Annotated in this window: 17 protein-coding genes and 3 tRNA genes; 16 read left to right on the forward strand and 4 right to left on the reverse strand. The window is 51.0% G+C overall.

Features of this window, described 5'->3' with window-relative positions; genetic code table 11:
• The first annotated feature begins 90 nt into the window (after window positions 1-90).
• The 9 genes from HNQ57_RS07240 (at window position 91) to HNQ57_RS07280 (ending at window position 9,997) form a co-directional block, all read left to right on the forward strand.
• Window positions 91-1,959: a beta-ketoacyl synthase gene (locus HNQ57_RS07240; protein WP_184461994.1), complete on the forward strand. Its 1,869-nt coding sequence runs from the start codon at window positions 91-93 to the stop codon at window positions 1,957-1,959.
• A 106-nt stretch (window positions 1,960-2,065) separates the two neighbouring features.
• A complete protein-coding gene (locus HNQ57_RS07245) occupies window positions 2,066-2,488 on the forward strand; it encodes a PilZ domain-containing protein (RefSeq protein WP_184461996.1) in 423 nt (140 codons plus the stop codon).
• A gap of 130 nt (window positions 2,489-2,618) precedes the next feature.
• On the forward strand, window positions 2,619-3,137 hold the full coding sequence (locus HNQ57_RS07250; RefSeq protein WP_184461998.1) for an SRPBCC family protein: 519 nt from the start codon (window positions 2,619-2,621) through the stop codon (window positions 3,135-3,137).
• Window positions 3,137-3,694 carry a nitroreductase family protein gene (locus HNQ57_RS07255; protein WP_184462000.1) on the forward strand — a complete coding sequence of 186 codons (558 nt, stop codon included), beginning with the start codon at window positions 3,137-3,139 and terminating at the stop codon, window positions 3,692-3,694. The genes HNQ57_RS07250 and HNQ57_RS07255 overlap by 1 nt, the downstream gene beginning before the upstream one ends.
• A gap of 2 nt (window positions 3,695-3,696) precedes the next feature.
• Window positions 3,697-4,527: a crotonase/enoyl-CoA hydratase family protein gene (locus HNQ57_RS07260; protein ID WP_184462002.1), complete on the forward strand. Its 831-nt coding sequence runs from the start codon at window positions 3,697-3,699 to the stop codon at window positions 4,525-4,527.
• A gap of 121 nt (window positions 4,528-4,648) precedes the next feature.
• Window positions 4,649-5,230 carry a lysophospholipid acyltransferase family protein gene (locus tag HNQ57_RS07265; RefSeq protein ID WP_184462004.1) on the forward strand — a complete coding sequence of 194 codons (582 nt, stop codon included), beginning with the start codon at window positions 4,649-4,651 and terminating at the stop codon, window positions 5,228-5,230.
• A 124-nt stretch (window positions 5,231-5,354) separates the two neighbouring features.
• Window positions 5,355-7,511 carry a PQQ-dependent dehydrogenase, methanol/ethanol family gene (locus HNQ57_RS07270; RefSeq protein WP_184462006.1) on the forward strand — a complete coding sequence of 719 codons (2,157 nt, stop codon included), beginning with the start codon at window positions 5,355-5,357 and terminating at the stop codon, window positions 7,509-7,511.
• Between the two features lie 42 nt (window positions 7,512-7,553).
• Complete coding sequence (locus HNQ57_RS07275; RefSeq protein WP_184462008.1) at window positions 7,554-8,573, forward strand: medium chain dehydrogenase/reductase family protein; 1,020 nt, start codon at window positions 7,554-7,556, stop codon at window positions 8,571-8,573.
• A gap of 209 nt (window positions 8,574-8,782) precedes the next feature.
• The gene (locus HNQ57_RS07280) at window positions 8,783-9,997 is read left to right on the forward strand and encodes an iron-containing alcohol dehydrogenase (protein WP_184462010.1); all 1,215 of its coding nucleotides are present in this window, start codon (window positions 8,783-8,785) and stop codon (window positions 9,995-9,997) included.
• 43 nt (window positions 9,998-10,040) lie between these two features.
• On the opposite strand, the gene HNQ57_RS07285 is transcribed toward HNQ57_RS07280, so the two are convergent.
• The 3 genes from HNQ57_RS07285 to queD form a co-directional block, all read right to left on the reverse strand.
• Window positions 10,041-12,041 carry an alkyl/aryl-sulfatase gene (locus HNQ57_RS07285; protein WP_184462011.1) on the reverse strand — a complete coding sequence of 667 codons (2,001 nt, stop codon included), beginning with the start codon at window positions 12,039-12,041 and terminating at the stop codon, window positions 10,041-10,043.
• Between the two features lie 358 nt (window positions 12,042-12,399).
• The gene (locus HNQ57_RS07290) at window positions 12,400-13,374 is read right to left on the reverse strand and encodes a porin (RefSeq protein ID WP_184462012.1); all 975 of its coding nucleotides are present in this window, start codon (window positions 13,372-13,374) and stop codon (window positions 12,400-12,402) included.
• Window positions 13,375-14,031: 657 nt separating this feature from the next.
• Window positions 14,032-14,388: a 6-carboxytetrahydropterin synthase QueD gene (queD, locus tag HNQ57_RS07295; protein WP_008247250.1), complete on the reverse strand. Its 357-nt coding sequence runs from the start codon at window positions 14,386-14,388 to the stop codon at window positions 14,032-14,034.
• Window positions 14,389-14,681: 293 nt separating this feature from the next.
• Here queD and HNQ57_RS07300 point away from each other — a divergent pair.
• The 5 genes from HNQ57_RS07300 (at window position 14,682) to HNQ57_RS07320 (ending at window position 17,490) form a co-directional block, all read left to right on the forward strand.
• A tRNA-Val gene (locus HNQ57_RS07300) sits at window positions 14,682-14,757 on the forward strand.
• 19 nt (window positions 14,758-14,776) lie between these two features.
• Window positions 14,777-14,853, forward strand: a tRNA-Asp gene (locus tag HNQ57_RS07305).
• Between the two features lie 79 nt (window positions 14,854-14,932).
• Window positions 14,933-15,009: transfer RNA gene (locus tag HNQ57_RS07310), tRNA-Asp, on the forward strand.
• 179 nt (window positions 15,010-15,188) lie between these two features.
• On the forward strand, window positions 15,189-16,586 hold the full coding sequence (locus tag HNQ57_RS07315; RefSeq protein ID WP_184462013.1) for a hypothetical protein: 1,398 nt from the start codon (window positions 15,189-15,191) through the stop codon (window positions 16,584-16,586).
• Window positions 16,587-16,608: 22 nt separating this feature from the next.
• Window positions 16,609-17,490 carry a 1-aminocyclopropane-1-carboxylate deaminase/D-cysteine desulfhydrase gene (locus HNQ57_RS07320; RefSeq protein ID WP_184462015.1) on the forward strand — a complete coding sequence of 294 codons (882 nt, stop codon included), beginning with the start codon at window positions 16,609-16,611 and terminating at the stop codon, window positions 17,488-17,490.
• Window positions 17,491-17,507: 17 nt separating this feature from the next.
• Here HNQ57_RS07320 and HNQ57_RS07325 read toward each other — a convergent pair whose 3' ends face one another.
• Window positions 17,508-18,476 carry a DUF1853 family protein gene (locus HNQ57_RS07325; RefSeq protein WP_184462016.1) on the reverse strand — a complete coding sequence of 323 codons (969 nt, stop codon included), beginning with the start codon at window positions 18,474-18,476 and terminating at the stop codon, window positions 17,508-17,510.
• 90 nt (window positions 18,477-18,566) lie between these two features.
• Here HNQ57_RS07325 and HNQ57_RS07330 point away from each other — a divergent pair, with 90 nt between their 5' ends.
• Together HNQ57_RS07330 and HNQ57_RS07335 are read left to right on the forward strand one after the other, a co-directional pair.
• Window positions 18,567-19,460, forward strand: coding sequence for an NAD(+) kinase (locus HNQ57_RS07330; protein WP_184462018.1), 894 nt, complete (start codon window positions 18,567-18,569; stop codon window positions 19,458-19,460).
• Window positions 19,453-20,313 (forward strand): rhomboid family intramembrane serine protease, encoded by an 861-nt coding sequence (locus tag HNQ57_RS07335; RefSeq protein ID WP_184462020.1) that lies wholly within the window; start codon window positions 19,453-19,455, stop codon window positions 20,311-20,313. The genes HNQ57_RS07330 and HNQ57_RS07335 overlap by 8 nt, the downstream gene beginning before the upstream one ends.
• The last annotated feature ends 38 nt before the right edge of the window (window positions 20,314-20,351 follow it).

The raw sequence follows: 20,351 nt of genomic DNA on the forward strand, positions 1-20,351 counted from the left end.
TCATTTTTTGGCGGTTATATTATATTTAAAATAGCCTAACACCGTTAGACTACCTACTGAAATAGCAATCGCTAAAGACAAGGAATAAGTGTGAGTAAGCTTCCCGTAATTGTTGGTTTTGGTGGCGTTAATCCCGCCGGTCGTAGTTCATTTCACCATGGTTATCGCCGAATGGTGATTGACGCGCTATCTCAGGAAAAAGCGACACAGACCTTCCAGAGTCTATCGGCCATTATGGGTTTACCACCAGAAATGGCCGGTGACGAGGCACAGCGTCGCTATATTCTGGAGCACACACTTATCCGTAAGATTGAAGGCAATATTTTTAACACCGACCAAGTGGGCTGGAATAAACGCATGGCCATGAGCGGTCGTGACGGTGATTTACAGTTTGTTACTCGGGCGCGGGATTTACCTGATGAGCTACCCGCAGGCTGGACTGTACAAGAATTAGGAAGCGGTAAAGTATCGGTTAGTATTAGCGGCGGCTGTAATATTTTGTTGCCGACTACGCGTAAAATTGAAGTTTCCTCGGCAGGGCAATTTCCGACGGGCTTTGATCCCGGTGCGCTGTATCCGTCGCGTAGCCATCCGCGGGGCTTGCAGCTCGCAATCTGCGGTGTTTCCGACGCGCTGAATGCGATGGGGATTGAATGGCAGGCGGTGATGGATCGCATAAAGCCAGACCAGATGGGGGTGTATGCCAGTTCGGCGATGGCGCAGCTTGACGAAAATGGCTTCGGCGGTTTGCTGTCGGCCCGCGCCAATGGCGGTAGGGTGAGCTCGAAAAATTTGGCGCTTGGTTTGGCGGATATGCCGGCTGATTTTGTTAGCGCCTATGTGTTGGGTAGCGTGGGCACCAGTGGGCCTAGTCTCGGTGCGTGCGCTACGTTCTTTTATAATTTGCGCCAAGCTGTGAATGAAATACGCAGCGGTAAAATTCGCGTTGCCGTGGTTGGTGTAGCCGAGTCGGCTATTGATCCAAATATCATTGACGGCTATTACACCATGGGAGCGCTTGCTTCAGATGCCGATTTATTGAAGCTAGATGCCGGCAAAGGCTTGAGCGAGCCAGATCACCGCCGGGCCAGCCGTCCCTTTAGTAGTAACTGTGGCTTTACTGTTTCTGAATCATCTCAGTTTATTGTGCTCTTTGACGATGATTTGGCGATGGAGTTGGGTGCGCAGATACACGGTTCGGTACCTGATGTGTTTGTTAATGCTGACGGTTATAAAAAATCGATTTCTTCACCTGGCGTTGGTAATTACCTCACGGTTGCAAAGGCGCTGGCAGCGGCGGCGGGCATTGTCGGCGATAAAGCGATTAAACATCGCAGTTTTGTGCAGTCACATGGCACCAGTACCCCGCAAAATCGTGTGTCTGAGTCTCATATTCTCAATGAAGTTGCCAAGACCTTTGGTATCGAGAAGTGGCCGGTGGCGGCGATTAAAGCCTACCTAGGCCATAGTATTGGTGCGTCCTCGGGAGATCAGTTAATAGCGAGTTTGGGAGTTTGGAATGACAATATTATTCCCGGTATCAATACCATAGATCATATTGCTGACGATGTGCAGGATAGTAATTTACGCCTACAAAAAGAGCATATGGAAGTTGAGGAAGACAGCCTTGATGTAGCTGTATTGAACGCCAAAGGCTTTGGCGGAAATAATGCCTCGGCAGCGCTGCTGTCACCGAACTTGAGTAAAAAGTTACTTCAAGGTCGGCACGGCGCCAAAGCGTGGCAAAGCTATCTTGGGCGCCAGGAACAGAGCCGTGACCGAGCAACCGCTTACGATAATAAGGCGAGTGAGACCGGCTTCGATGTGTTGTATAAATTCGGTGAAAATGTGCTGAGCGGTGAAGACTTGAGTATGAGTCGCGATGGTATTGGTATTAAAGGCTGGGCCGCTAAAGTAGACCTCAATATTGAATCGCCCTTTGCCCAGTGGCTGAAATAGGCATTATAAGGGGAAAGTGCGCTTCCTTTAGGGAAAATACGGATATAGCTCAGCACGGTCCTATGGCTAAATGTCATGGCTATATTTGGTATAAGGCCAGAGGATTATGAGAGAGTTTGTTCGTCATCCCAGTGATATACCACTGGATGTGAAAATACTGAGCGAAGCTGGGGCACGCCATGCGCATATGCATGATGTGAGTATGGCTGGTTTGTCCTGTTTGGTTGCCCGTGAGATTAAAGCAGGGAGTCGAGTGGAGTTTTATGTGCCCTCGATCTCGGAGGAATCAAGTGGTCGCGGTACGGTGGTTTGGTGTCGGCCGCAGCGCGAAAAATACCAATTAGGCATTCAGTTTCACGCCGGAAAAGATGTGTTTCGGGCGAGAATGGTCGAACAATTGTGTCAAATTGAGCATTATCGGCGTGAAGTAGAGCAGTTTGAGTCGCGAATCCTTAATAGTGAGGAGGCTGCTGCTGAATGGATATCTCTTTACGCTGCAGATTTTGACCGTTTATTTCCCCTAGAATAGATGTTTTCAAAGAGAATATCCTAGCTCTAGTGTCCAGTCAGGTGTTATTGCTCAAGACAGCACTTTGAATTCATGGTTGAATATATCCCCCGCAATGTCGGGGGATTTTTTTTGCTTAAGGATATATACCATGAAGCACGAGGCAACGGCCCGAGTCGTTATTGATCTGCCCCGGGAAGAGGCGTGGGCTTTGCTCAAAGATTTGTCGCTGGCCCACAACTATGTCCCTGCGGTTACCCGCACTGAAATAACCAGCGAGAATGCGAGCGGTTTAGGCGCAAGTCGGCGGGTGTATCAGCGCTCCGGAAAAGGCATGGATGAGACCGTGACCGAATGGAACGAAGGCCATGGCTTTGTTATTCGCTTGCATAAAGGCGAGAAGGGCGCGCCGCCGCCATTTCGGCAGGCGATATTTCGCTACCGGATTGAAGACGCTGGCCATAGCCGTACTGCATTAACCGCCAGCCTTGCTTTTGATATGCGCTGGGGGCCGCTAGGGCGTATTTTATACGAGCGTTTGCTGCGCAAAGTATTTCGCGGCGTAATATACGATATCGCACTTAGCATGAAGCAATTCTATGAGTCGGGCGAGGCGGTGAGCAGTGGCCAGTTAAAGCAGTTGCGCATTGGCGCGAGGCAAGAAATTTAATGGATGCGCTTGATTTACTTAAAAGTCGTAACTCTGCTGCCAAGCTAGCAAGCCCGGGCCCTTCTGAGCAGGAATTGGCCGAAATTTTCGCGGCGGCAATGCGCGCGCCAGATCACAGTCGCTTGCGACCGTGGCGTTTTTTGCAAATTCGGGGTGCGGGTTTGAGCGCGCTCGGGGATTTGTTTGCCGAGGCGGCCTTGCACCGAGAGCCTGCGATCGGCGAAGCCGAGCTCCAGCGTTTCCGACAGCAACCGCTGCGTGCGCCGCTTATTATTGTGGTAATTAGCTGCATACAAGAACATCTAAAAGTCCCCCGCATTGAACAGCAAATGTCGGCAGCCTGTGCCGCCCACGGCATTTTATTAGCGACGGACGCGCTGGGTTATGCGGGTATTTGGCGCACCGGGTCTAACGCCTTTGATGCCCATGTTATGGCAGGCTTGGGACTTTCGGCCAATGAAGAGATAGCGGGCTTTATTTATATTGGCAGCCGTGATGGCCGAGCCAAGCCGCTACCGGCGCTAAAAATGGCCGATTATGTAAAAGACTGGAGATAATAATGAATACTGTTACCCCTCCGCTGTACACCACTTTAGCGGTACAGTTAGAAGAGCACGTTGCGTGGGTCGCCTTAAACCGCCCCGAGAAAGCTAACGCAATGAATGAGCCAATGTGGGCCGAAATTCAAGCCTGCTTTGAATGGTTAGATACCGAGCCAAGTGTACGTGTAGTGGTGCTGTGTGGTGAAGGTCGACATTTTTGTGCGGGCATTGATCTGGCTATGTTTGCTGGCCTTGGTCAGGGCGCGGATGGTGTAGAAAAATCCCGGTTTATTGAACAATTTCGCGGTGTTATTTTGCGCTTGCAGGGCAATCTTACCGCTATTGAACGTTGTCGCAAGCCTGTTATTGCGGCAATTCAAGGCAGCTGTGTTGGCGGCGGTGTCGATATTGTCAGTGCCTGCGATATGCGCTTTTGCTGTGAGGGCGTGAAATTTTCTATAAAAGAAATTGATATCGGCATGGTCGCTGATGTTGGTACTTTGCAGCGTTTGCCGCATATTGTGCCCCAGGGAATTGTCAGGGAACTAGCCTATACTGGTCGTAATGTTTACGCTGCTGAAGCCGAAAAAATTGGCTTGGTTAATCGCGCTTACGACTCTTATGAAGAAATGATTGAGTCGGTTTCAGAGCTTGCTCAAGATATTGCGCGCAAATCGCCATTGGCCATTCGCGGTACTAAGCAAATGTTGCTGTATAGCCGTGATCACAGTGTAGCCGACGCCCTGAATTATCAGGCAACTTGGAATGCTGGCATGCTGAGTTTTGAGGATGTGATGCTGGCTATTGGCGCCACCAGTGAAGGCAAATCCGCAGATTTTAAAGATTAAGAGTAATCTGAAGTGCTCGCGTCAAAAGCAGGGTGCTTGTTCTGGCTCTGCTTTTGCTAATTTTCCTGCTCCGCAAATCGCGTTTGGCGTTTAGGCCAAGACATTAAGGCGTTGTTATTTCATGCAAACACGTACAATTTTTAAAACGCCATTGGTTAGTGGCTTTTTTCGTTTGGTTTTTATGGCGCTAACCCGCTTAAGGGGTTGGCGGATAGAGGGCGAAAAGCCCAAAGATAAAAAATATGTTTTGATCGCCGCGCCGCACACCAGCAACTGGGACTTTCCCACAATGATGGCGGCGTCTTTTATATTAGGCTTGGATGTGCATTGGATCGGCAAGCATACCTTGTTTCCAGCAGGGCCTTTTGGCGCACTGATGCGCTGGTTTGGCGGCATCGGTATTGATCGACGCAAAAAACATAATACCGTCGAGCAAATGGTGGCTAATTTTAATGAGCGCGATGAGTTAGTGGTAATCATTACCCCAGAAGGCACTCGTAGTAAGGTGAATCACTGGAAGGCCGGCTTTTATCATATTGCGGTGGGGGCGGGGGTGCCGATTTACATGGCTTATGTTGACACCAATTTGAATGTGGTGGGCATGGGGCCTGCATTTCACCCCACCGGCGACTATGAAAAAGATATAGTCGAAATACGGTCTTTTTACGCTGACAAAAGAGGATTCAGACCGCATAGTGAATGAACTGTCTCTACTGAGTTTGGCGTAGATATTCTTAGCTGTTAATCAATAATAATAGATAGACGCGCGCTCTGTTTAGGTTTTGGCTAGGGGCGCATACAGCTAATAACAACGACTGGAAATTGCGATGAAAACGCTCTTTGGTTTTGCCTGTGCTCTGGCAATGGCCACTCTTTTTACTGCCTCAATATTTGTCAATGCCGACACTGCAAAGGATGTTACAACCGAGCGTATTTCCCGTAATGACAGTGCAAACTGGCTGTCTTACGGTAAGGACTATAAAGAACAGCGCTATAGCGAACTCGATCAGATCAATGTTGGTAACGTTGCTAAGTTAGGGCTGGCGTGGGCCTTTGATACCGATTTTAATCGCGGTTTAGAAGCGACGCCTATTGTTGTTGATGGCGTTATTTACGTGACGGGCAATTGGAGTGTTGTTTACGCGCTGGATGCCCGCGATGGTCGCCTACTGTGGAAATACGATCCCAAAGTACCCAAAGAGTGGGCCAAGATGGCGTGTTGCGATGTTGTTAATCGCGGTGTTGCTGTCTACGAAGGTAAAATTATTTTTGGCACCCTCGACGCCCGTCTGATCGCACTGGATGCGGCGAGTGGTGACGTACTCTGGGAAACCGCCACGGCAGATTTGAAGGCCTACCCTTACACCATAACGGGTGCGCCGCGAGTGGCTAAAGGTAAGGTGTTTATTGGTAATGGCGGTGCGGAATACGGCGTACGTGGCTATGTTAGTGCCTTTGACGTAAATACCGGTAAAGAACTTTGGCGGTTTTACACCGTTCCGGCAAACCCTGCCGATGGCTTTGAGAACGAAGCCATGGCGCGGGCGGCAAAGACATGGACCGGCAAGTGGTGGGAATACGGCGGTGGTGGCACGGTATGGGATTCTATTGTTTACGATGACGAGTTAGACCAGCTCTATATTGGCGTTGGCAATGGCTCGCCGTGGAATGCCAAAATTCGTAGCCCCGAGGGTGGCGACAATCTTTACTTGTCGTCGATAGTGGCACTGAACCCTGATAGCGGTGAATATATTTGGCATTACCAAGAAACCCCTGCCGAGTCGTGGGACTACACCGCCACTCAGCACATTATGTTGGCCGATATGGCGATTGCGGGAGAGCAGCGCAAGGTTATTTGGCATGCCCCTAAAAATGGCTTTTTCTTCGTTATTGATCGTCAGTCTGGCAAGTTGTTGTCGGCAGAGCCCTATGCGGACGTGAATTGGGCTAGCCATTATGATCTAGAGACTGGACGTCCGGTGGAGGCAGATAATGCCCGTTACCGTGACGCGCCTGAACTGATTCGGCCGTCATCTATGGGCGCGCACAACTGGCAGGCCATGGCCTACAGCCCGCAGACTGGGCTGGTTTATATACCGGCGATAAGCAGCTTGTTTGAATACAACTCGGTTGAGGAGTATCTCCATCAGTGGGGGCAGTGGAATCTGGGGATATATTTGCAGCAACCCGCAGTTGCAGATCCAATATTGTCGCAGTTACTGACCAGCAAGATCACCCAGGGTAGCCTGCTGGCTTGGGACCCAGTTAAGCAGGAGGCCGCGTGGCAGGTTTCCCATAAATTAACCTGGAACGGTGGCATTTTAGCGACCGGTGGCGGCTTAGTGTTTCAGGGTTCGGCCGACGGTGAAGTGCTGGCCTTCCGCGCGGATAACGGCGAGAAGCTTTGGTCATTTCCGGCAAAAACCGGCGTGATGGCGCCACCGGTGACCTATACCGTTGATGGCGAGCAATACGTGACTATTCTTGCCGGATGGGGCGGCGCCTTTGGCTTGATTGCGGGCTTGGAGCGCGAAGTGACCCCGCCGCCGAGCCGAGTGCTTACCTTTAAATTGGGTGGCAATGGCGTGCTACCTGAAAACCCGCTCAAGCAATTGCACGAGCCACCACCACGCCTAAGCACTGACGAGGTGGTTTTGGAGAAAGGCCGTAATCTTTATTACGCCTACTGCAATGCCTGTCATGGTACGGAAGCCATTTCTAATGGCGCGATCCCGGATCTGCGTCACTTACCGGCCGCATTTCATAATAGTTTTAATGCCATTGTACTCGATGGCATTATGAGTAAAGCGGGTATGGTCGGCTTTGGTGAGGTGCTGAGCGAGGATGATGCTTACGCAATACACGCTTTTATTTTAGAGCGTGCGAATGTCGACAAAGAGTTAAGAGCGCAATCCGATTGGTGGAAGGGCCTTAAAACCTGGTTCTTTTCACTGCTTGCCAATTTCATTGCTTGGTTGATGTAAGTTTGCCGACCTTAGCATTGCGGTGTCGGATTCGAGGGAATTATGTATAAAAGAGTAGAGCTTAGCGCTTTTGGTAAACCTGACGTCCTGCGCGTTGTGACCGAAGCGAATTTACCGGAACCAGAACACGGGCAAGTAAGAGTTAAGGTGCTCAGCGCGGGCACGGGCTTCACCGATACGATTATTCGCCAGGGTCAATATCCGGGTGTAAAAAAGAAGCCACCGTTTACGCCGGGTTACGATTGGTTTGGCATCGTCGACAAGCTCGGGCCAGGCGTAAGCGATTTGCAGGTGGGGCAGTTTGTGGCCGATATGCCGGTCATTGGTGGTTATACTCAATATCTCTGCGTTGATGCTAAGCAGCTTGTTGTGGCACCGTCCGGCTTAGACCCCGCGGAAGCAGTGTGTATGATTTTGTCCTACACCACGGCCTATCAAATGCTCACCCGCGAGATTAGCTTGGCGCCGGGGCAGCGCTGCCTCGTTCACGCTGCTGGCGGTGCTGTTGGCAGCGCCTTGCTGGAGTTAGGCGCGCTACTTGGTTTGGAAATGATTGGCACTGGCTCCCAAGCGAAAAAAGCCTTAATTGAAGGCCTGGGCGCCCAGTTTATTGATTACCGCAATGAAGATGTTGGCGCGCGTGTTGCTGAATTAGCGCCGGGTGGGGTAGATGCGGTATTTGACACGCTTGGCGGCCAAAGTTGGTCAGTGTCATATCGCTGTCTGCGCAAAGGTGGTCGCCTAGTCGCCTTTGGCGCCCTGCAGTTGACCACAGGACAAGAGACGGTGCCGCAGTTGTTGCTCGGCTTTACCAAATTACTTGTGCTGTGGCGGCTATTACCAGATGGTAAATCCTCTGGTTTTTATAATATTCAAACTCGCCGTCAGCGGCGGCCAGGCGACTTTAACGAGGATCTTGGCGCGCTGTTTAATCTGCTGGCGGAAGGAAAATTGCATCCAGCCATTGCCGAACGCGTTGCCTTAGATGATGTCGTGGAGATCCATCGCCGCTTGGATTGCGGCGATATCGTCGGCAAGGTTGTGCTGGATTGCACGCTTTAACGGTCAATAAATAAGCGAATATAGCCAGAAAAAGCCCTGCTAAGCCATGTTTAGTGGGGCTTTTTCATGGCTGTGTTATTGAGTTTAAACAGGCTGCTAATAGCGCTTGGCGAATTCGCAGCCACCGCCGTGGTTTAGCTTTAAACAGCGGCTTTGAGGAAACGCAGTCGTGCTGTACTATGTTGTCACTGTCAATTTGGGGATACTACGTGCATTTTCTAATAGTCTTATACAGTCGAATAATGGCGGTACTTAGCCATATCACCATGAAATTCATTAGTGTGCCGTCGCCCATGATCTATAGCGGCGCTGGGAGCGCCACTGCGCTGTGCGGGGCAATTGGCCGATTTGCTTGTAAACGTGTTTTAGTGGTCACCGACAGCGTGCTTGTTGAGCTTGGGCTTGTGGGCCGGGTCACTGCGGAGCTAGAAAAGGTCGGCGTTGCGGTGGAAATCTATGATGCCATTCTACCAGATCCCGATTTTTTGCAGGTCGAGGGTGGCATTGCGCTCTGCCGGAAAATGCGCTGTGACGCAGTGTTGGCGATCGGTGGTGGATCATCGTTGGACGCAGCTAAAGTAATTGCGGTTAGCGCAGGATCAGAGCAGCTGCCTAGAAAAATGGAGGGTTTCTTTAAAGTCGCGAAGCGAGGGCTCCCGTTATATTGCATTCCAACGACGGCGGGCACCGGTTCGGAGGCGACAATGGTGTCGGTGATTACGGACACAGCAAGCAGCACAAAATGTTTTATTGTCGATCCGAAATTGGTGCCGGATGCTGTGGCCTTGGATGCAAGCTTGATGACGGGATTGCCGCCGGCAATAACCGCCGCGACTGGTATAGACGCTTTAACGCATGCGATAGAGTCGTCGCTGGCAACCGAAGCAACCGAGGAAACCTTGAAAAAGTCTCTTGCCGCAACGGCAATGATTTTTCGATATTTAGAAACAGCAGTAAACGACGGAGAGAACCTTGAGGCGAGAGAGGCGATGGCCGTAGCGAGTTGTTATGCCGGTGCGGCCTTTACGGTGACTAATGTGGGCTATGTTCACGGTCTTGCCCATCAGCTAGGCGCGCTGTGCCATATACCTCATGGGCTGGCCAATGCCTTGTTTTTGCCGCATGTATTGGACTTTTACTGTGACACGGCGGCGCCGCAAATGGCGCGTATTGCTGCTGCTGCCGATATTGGTAGTGATGCAGATTCTGACCTAGAGCGCGCCAAAAAATTGGTCGAGGCGGTTCGGTCTTTAGAGGACCGCATCGGTGTCCCTAAAAGCAGTGATGCGCTGAAGCCAGAGATGGTTGAAGAGTTAGCGCGGCGGGCGTTAAAGGAATCTCATGGCCTGTACGGATACCCGGTGCCGAAATATATGCGTAAGGCCGAGTGCGAGGCGATCGTCCGTAAAATACTGCCAGCTTAATCGGGGGCGGCCTGCCTTGGCAGGCCCCTAGGTTGCTGGCTTTTTAGGGGCGGACGATCTCAAACACGCCTTGGGGTTTGTCTTGCAGCGCAAAAAAGCGCGCTAAGTCAATTTTGCTGCCTTCGATAGACAGTTGATCGGAAAATATCAGTTTTTTAAGTGAGGCATTGCCCAGTACCAAATCTAAAAATAATTCGTGGCTGATTTTAAGGGTGGCATTGGCATTTTCTACGGCAGCCGCCTGGGTGTGGTGCAGTACCGAGTTTTTTAGCGTTAGGACATGATTTTCGTTCAGATCCGTAAAATGGAAGTTGATCGTCATCGCCATTCCCTCGGCTTTCTCTGCATTTAGCTGTGCGGCCATCACATCGAAGAAATTTGATCTTGCGGCAAATTTAACCATATCTCGGCCTAGTGCCAGCTCGGCTGCGCTCTTAGGTTTACCCTGACGAAGCTCTTTCGCGCCGGTTAAATAAATGTCGCGCCACGGTGCGGATTCTGCTTGGTAGCCTAGCTGCTCATAGTTGCGGGCCAGTAGGGCTTTGGCGTCGCTGTTTGCTGGCTGGGCGAAAACCAGGTGATTTAGTAACGTTGCTGTCCAGCGATATTCTCCGCTGTCAAACGCGCTTTGCGCCAAAGCCAGTACCTGTTCGGCGCCGCCCATGGCCGCCACATAATGCTGCGCAGCCTGTTCCGGCGGCAGGGGATCGAGGTTGGCTGGGTTGCCGTCATACCAACCAAAATAGCGTTGATATACCGCGCGGGCATTGTGTCGCAAGCTACCGTAATAGCCGCGGTTGGAGAAACCCTCTTGCAGCGCTGCCGGCAATTTAATCTGTTCGGCTATTTCGCTTGGGGTATAGCCCTTGTAGGCTAGCCGTAGGGTTTGGTCGTGAATATATTTATAGGTGTCACGCTGTATCTCTAAAAAGCTGGCGATACGTTGACTGCCCCAAATTGGCCAGTGGTGACTGGCAAAATAAACGTCTGCCGCGCTGAACATATTTTTAGCCTCATCGATAAACCCGCTCCAGGCGAGCGCGTCGCGGACTTTTGCACCGCGCAAGGTGTAGAGATTGTGCATATTCCGTGAAACAAGCTCGGCGCCGCAAAACGCTTTGTGCGCGGGTAAATAGAAGGTGAATTCCGCCGGTGCCTCGGAGCCGGAAACATTCTGAAAAACAAATTCCACGCCGTCTATCGTTAATGTTTGGCCGGTATGATCGATGGATTCGGTGGGGGGTAAAATACTGATATTGCCGTAGGAAGGGCCTTTGCCGAGCCCAGAATCTACATGACCTCGCTCGCTTCGCGGCAGTGTGCTGCCATACATATAATCTGAACGGCGCATCATGGTTGGTCCGGCCAGCATGTTTTCGCTGGTGGCTTCTTCTAGAAAGCCTAGGGGGGCAATAACGCGGACCTTGGCTATGTCGGTCTGTCCAGCATCCAGTGCGCCAAGCACGCCGCCGAAATGGTCGATGTGGCTGTGGGTAAACAGAATGGCGCTAATGGGTTTTCTGGGCAGGTGCTCAAATGCAAAATTGATGGCTGCTGCGGCTGTTTGATTGTTGGTCAGCGGATCAACCACAATCCAGCCGTGCTCGCCGTCGATTAGGGTCAGATTGGCCAAGTCAAACCCTCGAACTTGGTAGACCCCGTCGGTCACTTTGAATAAGCCGTGGATATTGTTGAGTTGCGCCTGCCGCCACAGGCTAGGGTTTACTGATGCGGGTGCGTCACCTTGGATAAAATCATAGCTTGCGGGTTGCCAGGCGATACTGCCGTTTGGTCCCTCAATGGTGAGGGCGTCTGGTCGAGCAATTAGCCCGCGGCTGGCGTCGTCGAAATCTGCGTTGTCAGTAAGTTGAAGCGTTTTTAGAACTTGGCGATTGATGTTTGCTGTCGTTTCGGTTGCCGCGCTGCTGCCAAAGGCGTCGGTATTCGCATCTGCGGCGGTTATTGGCGCGGGACGATCACAGGCGGCTAGCAGGCTAAATGCCAGTACCGGCATATATTTTTTTGTGACGGCAATAATCGGCATTGCTGCTTATCCTCGCATTACAAACATAGTTACATAAATGAAGGCACGCTAAGGCCATCGTCGGCCGCGTTGCCGAGCTAATACACGATACGCAGTTATGCCGTAGCGAATAGCGCGGCATGCGTGAAGTGTAGCCAAGCGTTCTGAGGGCGCAAGCAATACGCCGCGTACAAGCAGTCTTGTTTAATTATCCAAGCTGCAATCGCCGCTCGGTGGTGTCGGGCGTCAGTGTGTATTAAATTCGCCGGGCGAGGTTTGGCCGTCAAGAGGTATGCACTATCGGCGCTGAGAGGCTTGTTTTAGAAAGTAAAAAGCCCCGCGAGGCAGGGCCTGGCGAGGCTTTAGGGCCGTGGCAGTTTTAGAACTTAAACCAAATGCCGGCGCCAGCAGTACTGTCTGTGGTGCTTATCGCGCCGACAGTGTCATTTTCCACTTGGGCGGCATAGGCAAAGACCGTCAGCGCCGAACTTAATTTGTAATCAGCGCCAAGTGCTGCTTGCGTTTTTTCTTGGTCACCGGTCACTAGCTCTGTTTCACCAACACCGTATTGCGCCTTTAATACCCATTTGTGGGTGGCATTAAATGCGGCGCTAATCAGTGCGCTGTCTTCTTGCTGGGAGTCGACTTCACCAGCCAATTCTGCAGTTTGAACCAATACGCCGAGATCAACTGGGCCAAGACGGGTGGTGAAAATGGCGCGGGTGGTGTCGTAGTCGTCAATGTCGGTGTCATGAGCAATCGCAAACAAGAATTGCTTGGTTTGGTATTGCACGGAGAAAACATTACCGTCGGCGGCATTATCTTCATTGGCGTCGCGATTTTCGCCAGGAGATACCGCTGCAGTAAAGCTTAAACCGCCTAGGACAGTAGGGCTGGCGTATTGCACGATGTTCTTTTGGCGATTTTCGCCTTCCATGATGTTTTTAATGTCGCCAATAACTAAGTCGTTAAACTGGTCTACTTCTTTGCCAAGTAATTTGGTGGCGGTATCGAACTGGCCTGCGCTCAGGGTTCCAAAGTCGCCTTGAATGCCGACAAAGGTGTTGCGCTGTTTGAAGGTGTTGCCGCTTTTGGAGTCGGCGGTGCCGGTGTCAACGGCAATCTCATATTCAGCTTGGTAAATAACGGTGAGGGCAGTGTTATCAATAGGCGTGGAGCCTTTTAGCCCGATGCGAGAAGCATTGCTATTGAGCTCCCATTGCTCGGTGTCTTTGCTCTCCAGATCCGTCTGCTGGTAAGAGACATTGGCTTTGCCGTAAAAGCTGAGGTCGGCATGGGCTAGCTGGGCGCCACTGGCCAGTAGGATACTTGCTGGTAATAACAGACGCTTCATGGATGTCTCTCCGCAAAAGCTAAATGGGTTAATTGATTTAGTCTTCTATTAATGTCGTGAACCTAAATTTTGGTGACGCGACCTTCTGGACTGGGCGTATTGTGGGGGGTGTTTATTACAAAAATATGACAATCCTACAAAATTGTGACGCTAATACTACATTAATATTTCATCTGATTGCTTGTTTCGCTGCAGAGACTAATCGCTTGCTAAGGTAAAGGTATATTTGGATTGTTGCAGCAATAATAATTCGAAAAAATCTTGCATTCATGCGTTGATTTTGAATCTGAGGAAATATCTAACGTTTTTCTTATGGTAACGTCTCGCGAATGAATATTTGCCCAAGGTTGTCCACAGTATCTGTGGATAACTTGGTGGGTAACTTGTAAGTTCTGCCTTGAAAGGGAGAGCGTATCGGGACTTTAACAAATTGTTCAAAAAATAGTCATTTTAATAAAGTCTTTAAAATACAGTAAGTTACGAATGTTTTGAAATATCTGTATTAAATATTACTGCTTAAGTAATGGATTTGTGACTGCTCATCCCTATCTGTGAATAAGTGTTACGTCAAGAGTTTAGTAATGTAACGTGTTACGTATTTTCCCTTATACGCTCGTGGTGCTTAACTTTGATCAGCGCTGATGCAGGCTTTAAGTGCTACTCGCCTCGGTAAATGCATCCGCTGGTGCAGGTTTCCCGTACTTCGACCTGACTTAGTGCACTTAAAATGGGTTTTAATTGCTGCCATATCCAAATAGCGAGATTTTCGCTTGTTGGGTTTTCGAGGCCCGGTATGTCATTTAAGTAATTGTGATCCAGTTGCTCGTATATTGGCTTGAAGATTTGCTTGATGTCGGAGAAGTCCATCAGCCAGCCAGTGTGCGGATCGATATCGCCAGCTATATATAGTCTGATTAAAAAACTATGGCCATGAAGTCGGCCACATTTATGTCCTTGGGGAACGTTGGGGAGTAAGTGGGCAGCTTCAAAGGTGAAGTCTTTGTATATTTCCACGTGGGGCTCCGGGCAAATTTAATGGGTAGTTAATAGGTGGCGGTGGCTAAGGTGCGAATATGCTGCGCCAAATTTGCGCCAATGGTAATCAGCTCCGGCAGCGGTGTACAGCATGTTGCTAGTTCAGTGCTCGACGGTCAATTTTTGAGTGCTACTTGGCGCCAGTATTCTGTATAAAAAATGAGCAAAATCAGTGTTATAGGCTTTTTTTAAAGAAAATGTAAAAAACTTCCCCAGAGTGTTTGACAGGGGGGGAGTTTGCTGTAGAATGCGCCTCACTCGATTGATGAGAAGGGTGATTAGCTCAGCTGGGAGAGCATCTGCCTTACAAGCAGAGGGTCGGCGGTTCGATCCCGTCATCACCCACCATTATCGTGTAAAAGTATGCGGACCGGTAGTTCAGTTGGTTAGAATGCCGGCCTGTCACGCCGGAGGTCGCGGGTTCGAGTCCCGTCCGGTCCGCCAACTTTTTATTTAGACCTCCCCTGTTTTTTGTCTTGCCTAAATGATGCGCCAGCATCGCATTAGGTTTGATGCTGTTTCTGGACCGGTAGTTCAGTTGGTTAGAATGCCGGCCTGTCACGCCGGAGGTCGCGGGTTCGAGTCCCGTCCGGTCCGCCAACCCCCTGTTTTTATTTATGCCTTCACGTTGCGACCACTTGCGTTGCCCCATTGCTCCAATTCATATTTTGTTCAGTTTTACTATCCGCTTCTCTATTGTGTTCCTATAATGCTTCGTTATCGGTCGTTGTCGTAATCAGCGCTTACTGCCGTGCATTCAGCAAAGCTGGGAGGTTCACTTGGGGGCATTAACCGAGGCAGTTGTTTTCTTCAAAGACGACAGTGTCGCTAAAGAAATGTTTTTTTCTGAGTTCGAAGCGGTATTAGATGATGTGGTGGGCATTACTGATTTTGCCGGCGACGAAGTGCAAGCGGCGTTTGTGCAGATAGAGGATAGCCTCAAAATTTTGGGGGCGGTTTTTTTTACGATCAGCTTTGATACCCGTGGTCGGGTAACGGGTAATTGGAATATTCCGCTGCGCCATTTGTTGGATCACGCCAGTTATGGCCCAGACCTTGGCGCTGGGCCAATTAAGGTCGCCTGCCGCAGCGCTTGCCCGGTGGCATGGTATCGGCGCCAGCTCTGGGATCCAGACATGGCTTCTGGTGGTACTTTTCAGCGCATGATTGCGGCGGCAGAGCGAAATCGGCTTGGCATTATCAGTGATCGCGATAGTCGAGGTGCGCCGCAATCGGGTATTGCCGATTTTTTCAAATCTTCGGTCAGTGTCGATTCTGCGCGTGCCTCTGCAACGCCTGCAGCAACAGAAGCGCCAGGCACGCCCACAGCCCTCTCATCGGTAAACCAGCCGCTATCAAACAGTAATCTTGGCCCAGTCTTTAATCGACGCTATCGCGCGAAGCTGGTGGCGTCACGCAGCGCTGAAAAATTGAATTTACTCACTCAGGCTGAGGCGTTTCAGCGCAAGCTCGATCAGCTAGGGGAGGAGTTAACCGCGCAATTGCGTGAGCGCGAGTCGGTAATCAAGGCCCAAAAAGAACATTTAGCTGATTTAAATGTGAGGTTTAAAGAGCTGGAGTCTCGGTTTGCCAGCCAGAAGCGCCTTGTTGCCCAAAAAAGTGAAGAGATCGACGCGCTAATGGAGCGTGGCGGTCGTGATCACAAGCAACAAGTAGCGGTATTGCGCGCCGAGCACGCGGAAAATTTAGAGCGCCAGCTCAAAGAGCAGGCCGTCGAATTGTCTGAACCGCTGCGCGATCGCGAGCGTGAACTGTATTTGCGTGCCAAAGAAATTGTTGACTTGCGCCGAGAGCTAAGCGTTTTGCGCGAGCAGAATCGCGGCTTAATGCTAAACAGTGATAATCAGCTTCTGCAGGCGATGTCTGAAAAAGGCGTGGTCTTTGTCGCCTATCATCCTGGTGTTGAACATTTGGTGATATCGCAGGACGAAATGCCGAACTATTTAAACGATCCTCTCGCGTATGTGGCATCGCGCTGTGAAGTGCCGGATGGCCAGTATCATGAGTGGCTGGCGCATTATCGCCTGCCTATTTGTCGTCACAGAGATGGCAATGGGCAGTACTGCGGTGAGCCAATCCCCAAAATTATGCGACCTCGATTATTCCGGCCTGGTGAAAGTGATCGCTGCCATGAGCATAGTGATTCGTTGCGCTGATGACTAAAGCGGTAGGGCAACTGTGTCAAGCTTGATACACCGGGTTTTTGTTAAGCGCGCCGTGACCGTGGATATCTTGCGCCTAGATAAAATACATGCGTTAGCACCGGGCAATAAGTGGTTTAAGTTGGCGCTGAATTTATCGGCGGCAAAGGCAGCTGGTGCAGAAACCTTGCTCAGTTTTGGGGGGGCGTTCTCAAATCATCTTCATGCTTTGGCGGCAATTGCGCAAGATCAGGGTCTGGCAGCGGTGGCCTGCGTTCGCGCTGATTCTGGGTGTGACTTAAGTCCAACCTTGCAAGACGCCGTTGCATGGGGAATGCATTTACATTTTTTAAGTCGCAGTGATTACCGTCGTCGTCACGACGCGGGTTTTGTCGCTGAGCTTGCGTCCCAGTATAAACGCCCCTACTTGATACCTGAAGGCGGCGCGAATCTGCTGGGTGCTCAGGGTTGCCGGGGTATTGTCGAACTGATTCCGGGGCGTGGGCAGGATTATCATGCCGTGGTGTTAGCGTGCGGTACGGGCACAACCTTGGCTGGCGTATCAGCGCAGATCGCGGACGGGGTTCAGCTTATCGGGATTCCGGTGCTAAAAGCGGAGGCGTATATGGCCGCGGATATTCAGCGCTTGCAGCTTGCCCTCGATCATCATCGAGCGAACTGGTTGCTGGATCACCGCTTTCATGGCGGCGCCTACGCTCGGTTATCGGCGCCGCTGCAAGAATTTATGCAGGGCTTTGAAGCGCGCTACGGTATTAGGCTTGACCCGGTGTATACCGCAAAGATGGCTTCTGCCGTGGATTGTATGATTAATAAAGGCGAGTTTGCCGAAGGTGCTCGGGTGCTGCTTATTCATAGCGGTGGTTTGCAGGGGCGTAGGGGTTATCCCCAGTTACTTTAGGGGTTGTCTCGAGCGAACTAGATAGCTTCTGGCCACTGGTCGGGAACAATAAAAAGGCGTTGTTGCTCAGGGTTAATTGCCATAATAGGCCGTTCGCTAGCCAATTCAAGGAGCTCTGCGTTAAGGTCGGTGGCGTTTGCATATTGGCCCTCGAGCCAGTGCGGTTTTGCGAGGTAGCGCCAGGGCTTCGATTCTGAGCTGCTAGCGGTGAGGCGGATGTATTCGCTTAGGGTTTGCCAGTGGCCGCGTTGGTGCATTGGGTTCAGGCTTTGGTGGGCGGCCTTTTCGTCGTCGCGGTGGAAGAGTATGCCGCTCACTTGGATTTGCTGGGCCGGTGCCGAAATGCCGTATTTGCTCAGTGCGTCGCGGCCCGCGGCGGTGTGTGCAAGGGGTAATTGGTGTTGGCTGAGTCGGGCAAGCTTGCGATCGAGGCGGTCTGCGCGGTTCGGGCCAAACCAATGGCTGAGCGAAGGTTGTTGTTGGCTGGCATTGAGGCCGAGGAAAAACTTTACCGCCAGTTCTAGGTGAATGGCTTGTTGGGTGTTGTGGCAATAATAAAGAACATCAAATTCACCAAGGGTTTTATTGCCGTCGCGCACGGGGATATTGTGGGCAATTAATTCGGTGGCCGGGTCTTCCTGCAAGAAAAAATGCCAGAGGCTTTCAAAAACCAGTCCAAGTCGTTTGCTGTGGCAGTGCGCCTGCATATATTGCTGCAGCGCTTGGTCGTCGCGATCGAGTGCGTTTAGCCATTCTTTGCGTTCATTGGTCAAAGGCAGGTGCGGCGTCGCGACCTTTGTTTCAGCGCAATACATACTGGTGAGCAGTGGCGGGCTGAAACAACTCCAGGCAAGCGCAGTGACCAAGGGGGAGCGAAACGGATATTGATTGGCAGAAAAAATGGTTTTCTCCAGGATTTCATTGTGGGACATAAAGCTCGCTAACTGCGCAAGGCCATCCGCTAGGGGGTGGTGTTTCGTTTGCATTAACGCGCTATTGTGTCTCAGACTTTAGCACAGCGGTCATATTGAGCGTGCTTCTGTATAATAAGCGGCCAAGTACAAACAGTAGGTATTATGGAACAGTTTCGCAATATAGGTGTGATCGGCCGTGAGGGCAACGGTGTGTCGGAAACGCTGCGGCGCTTGATCGATTTTTTGCAAGGACGAGACCTTAGTGTGGTACTCGATGAGGCGGTTTCTGAGCTTTTACCAGATCATGGTTTGCGCGTTTCTACTCGTCGTATGATTGGTGAGGTTTGTGACCTTATTATTGTGGTGGGGGGAGATGGCAGTCTGCTGGGGGCGGCGCGTACGTTGGCGAGACATAACGCGCCAGTGCTCGGTGTAAATCGCGGACGGCTTGGTTTTTTAACCGATATTTCGCCAGATGAGATCGAAAGCCAAGTTGGTGCCGTTCTCGATGGTCACTACCATTTAGAGAAGCGATTTTTGCTTGACGTTGAAGTGATGCGCGACGGCCAGCCAGTTGGCAAGGGTGACGCCCTCAACGATGTGGTGCTGAATTCGGGTACCTCGGGTCATATGATGGAGTTTGAGCTCTATGTAGATGGCGAATTTGTTTACCGTCAACGTTCTGACGGCTTAATCATTGCCACGCCCACCGGTTCCACGGCATATTCCTTGTCGGCGGGGGGGCCAATCATGCACCCGCGCTTGGATGCCATCGTTATTGTCCCCATGTTCCCGCACACCCTGAGTAGTCGACCGATCGTGATTGACGGTAAAAGCGAAATCAAAATGGTGGTAGGTAGGAATAATGTGGTTCAACCGCCGGTAACTTGTGACGGTCAATTGCGTATTACCACCCAGCCCGGCGACATTATTTATGTGCGTAAAAAGCCCCATAAGATGCGTTTGGTGCATCCTTTAGATCACAGTTTTTATGCCAGTTGTCGTGATAAATTGGGTTGGGGCGGACAAATTGGTAAAGAGGATGAGGATGTCTGAGTTTGTCGGTTTACGTATTCCGGTTACCGCTGATCTAGAAAAATTTTCGGCGCTACTGTGGCAGTTATCGGTGCCCCATCGAATTAGCGAAGAGCGGGGTATGTTGGTGGTGTGGGTTGGCGCAGAGTCTCATGTGACGCAGGTCAAAGACTTATATGAGCGCCTGCAGTCCGGCGACCTTGAACTAAGACTTGAGTCGACAGCGGTCACCGCGAAGGCGCCATCAACGTGGTATCGCAATTTGGCGACAGCGCCAGTCGTTGTGGTTTTATTACTATTGAGTTTGCTTGGGAGTATTCTGCCGGTAGTTGATCGCCATTTTGAAATCCTGCCATTGCTGAGTTTTTATCAGTTGCACGTTATCGGTGGCGATCTGCAGGGCGAGTGGCCTCGGGGTGAGTTGTGGCGGGTGATTACCCCAGCTTTTTTGCATTTTGGTCTTATGCATATCGTCTTTAATGCCCTGTGGCTTTGGGAGCTTGGCGGTATGATCGAGCGACGCCAAGGTGCGGTGCGTATTTTAGGTCTGGTTTTGTTGGTTGCAGCGGGTTCCAATATTGCACAGGCAATGACTGGCGTGTCGCTATTTGGCGGTATGTCCGGTGTGATTTACGGCCTATTGGGCTATATCGTGGTGTGGAACCGCTTGCGGCCGGCGACGCCATTTCCTTTGGTTAAGGGCGTTGCGGCGGTGATGCTGGTTTGGTTGCTCGTGTGTATGGCGGGCTTTACTGAATTGCTTGGGCTGGGCGCAGTGGCAAACACCGCGCACCTCAGCGGTTTGGTTTTGGGCTTGATTTTAGGTTTGGCCGCCGCTTTATTAGATCGTAAGCCAGAATCAAGCCTGAGCTGATATACTGCGGCGCGGCTTAATCAGTAGTTATTTGAAGT

The sequence above is a fragment of the Zhongshania antarctica genome, assembly GCF_014202945.1.
GTDB lineage: Bacteria > Pseudomonadota > Gammaproteobacteria > Pseudomonadales > Spongiibacteraceae > Spongiibacter > Spongiibacter antarcticus.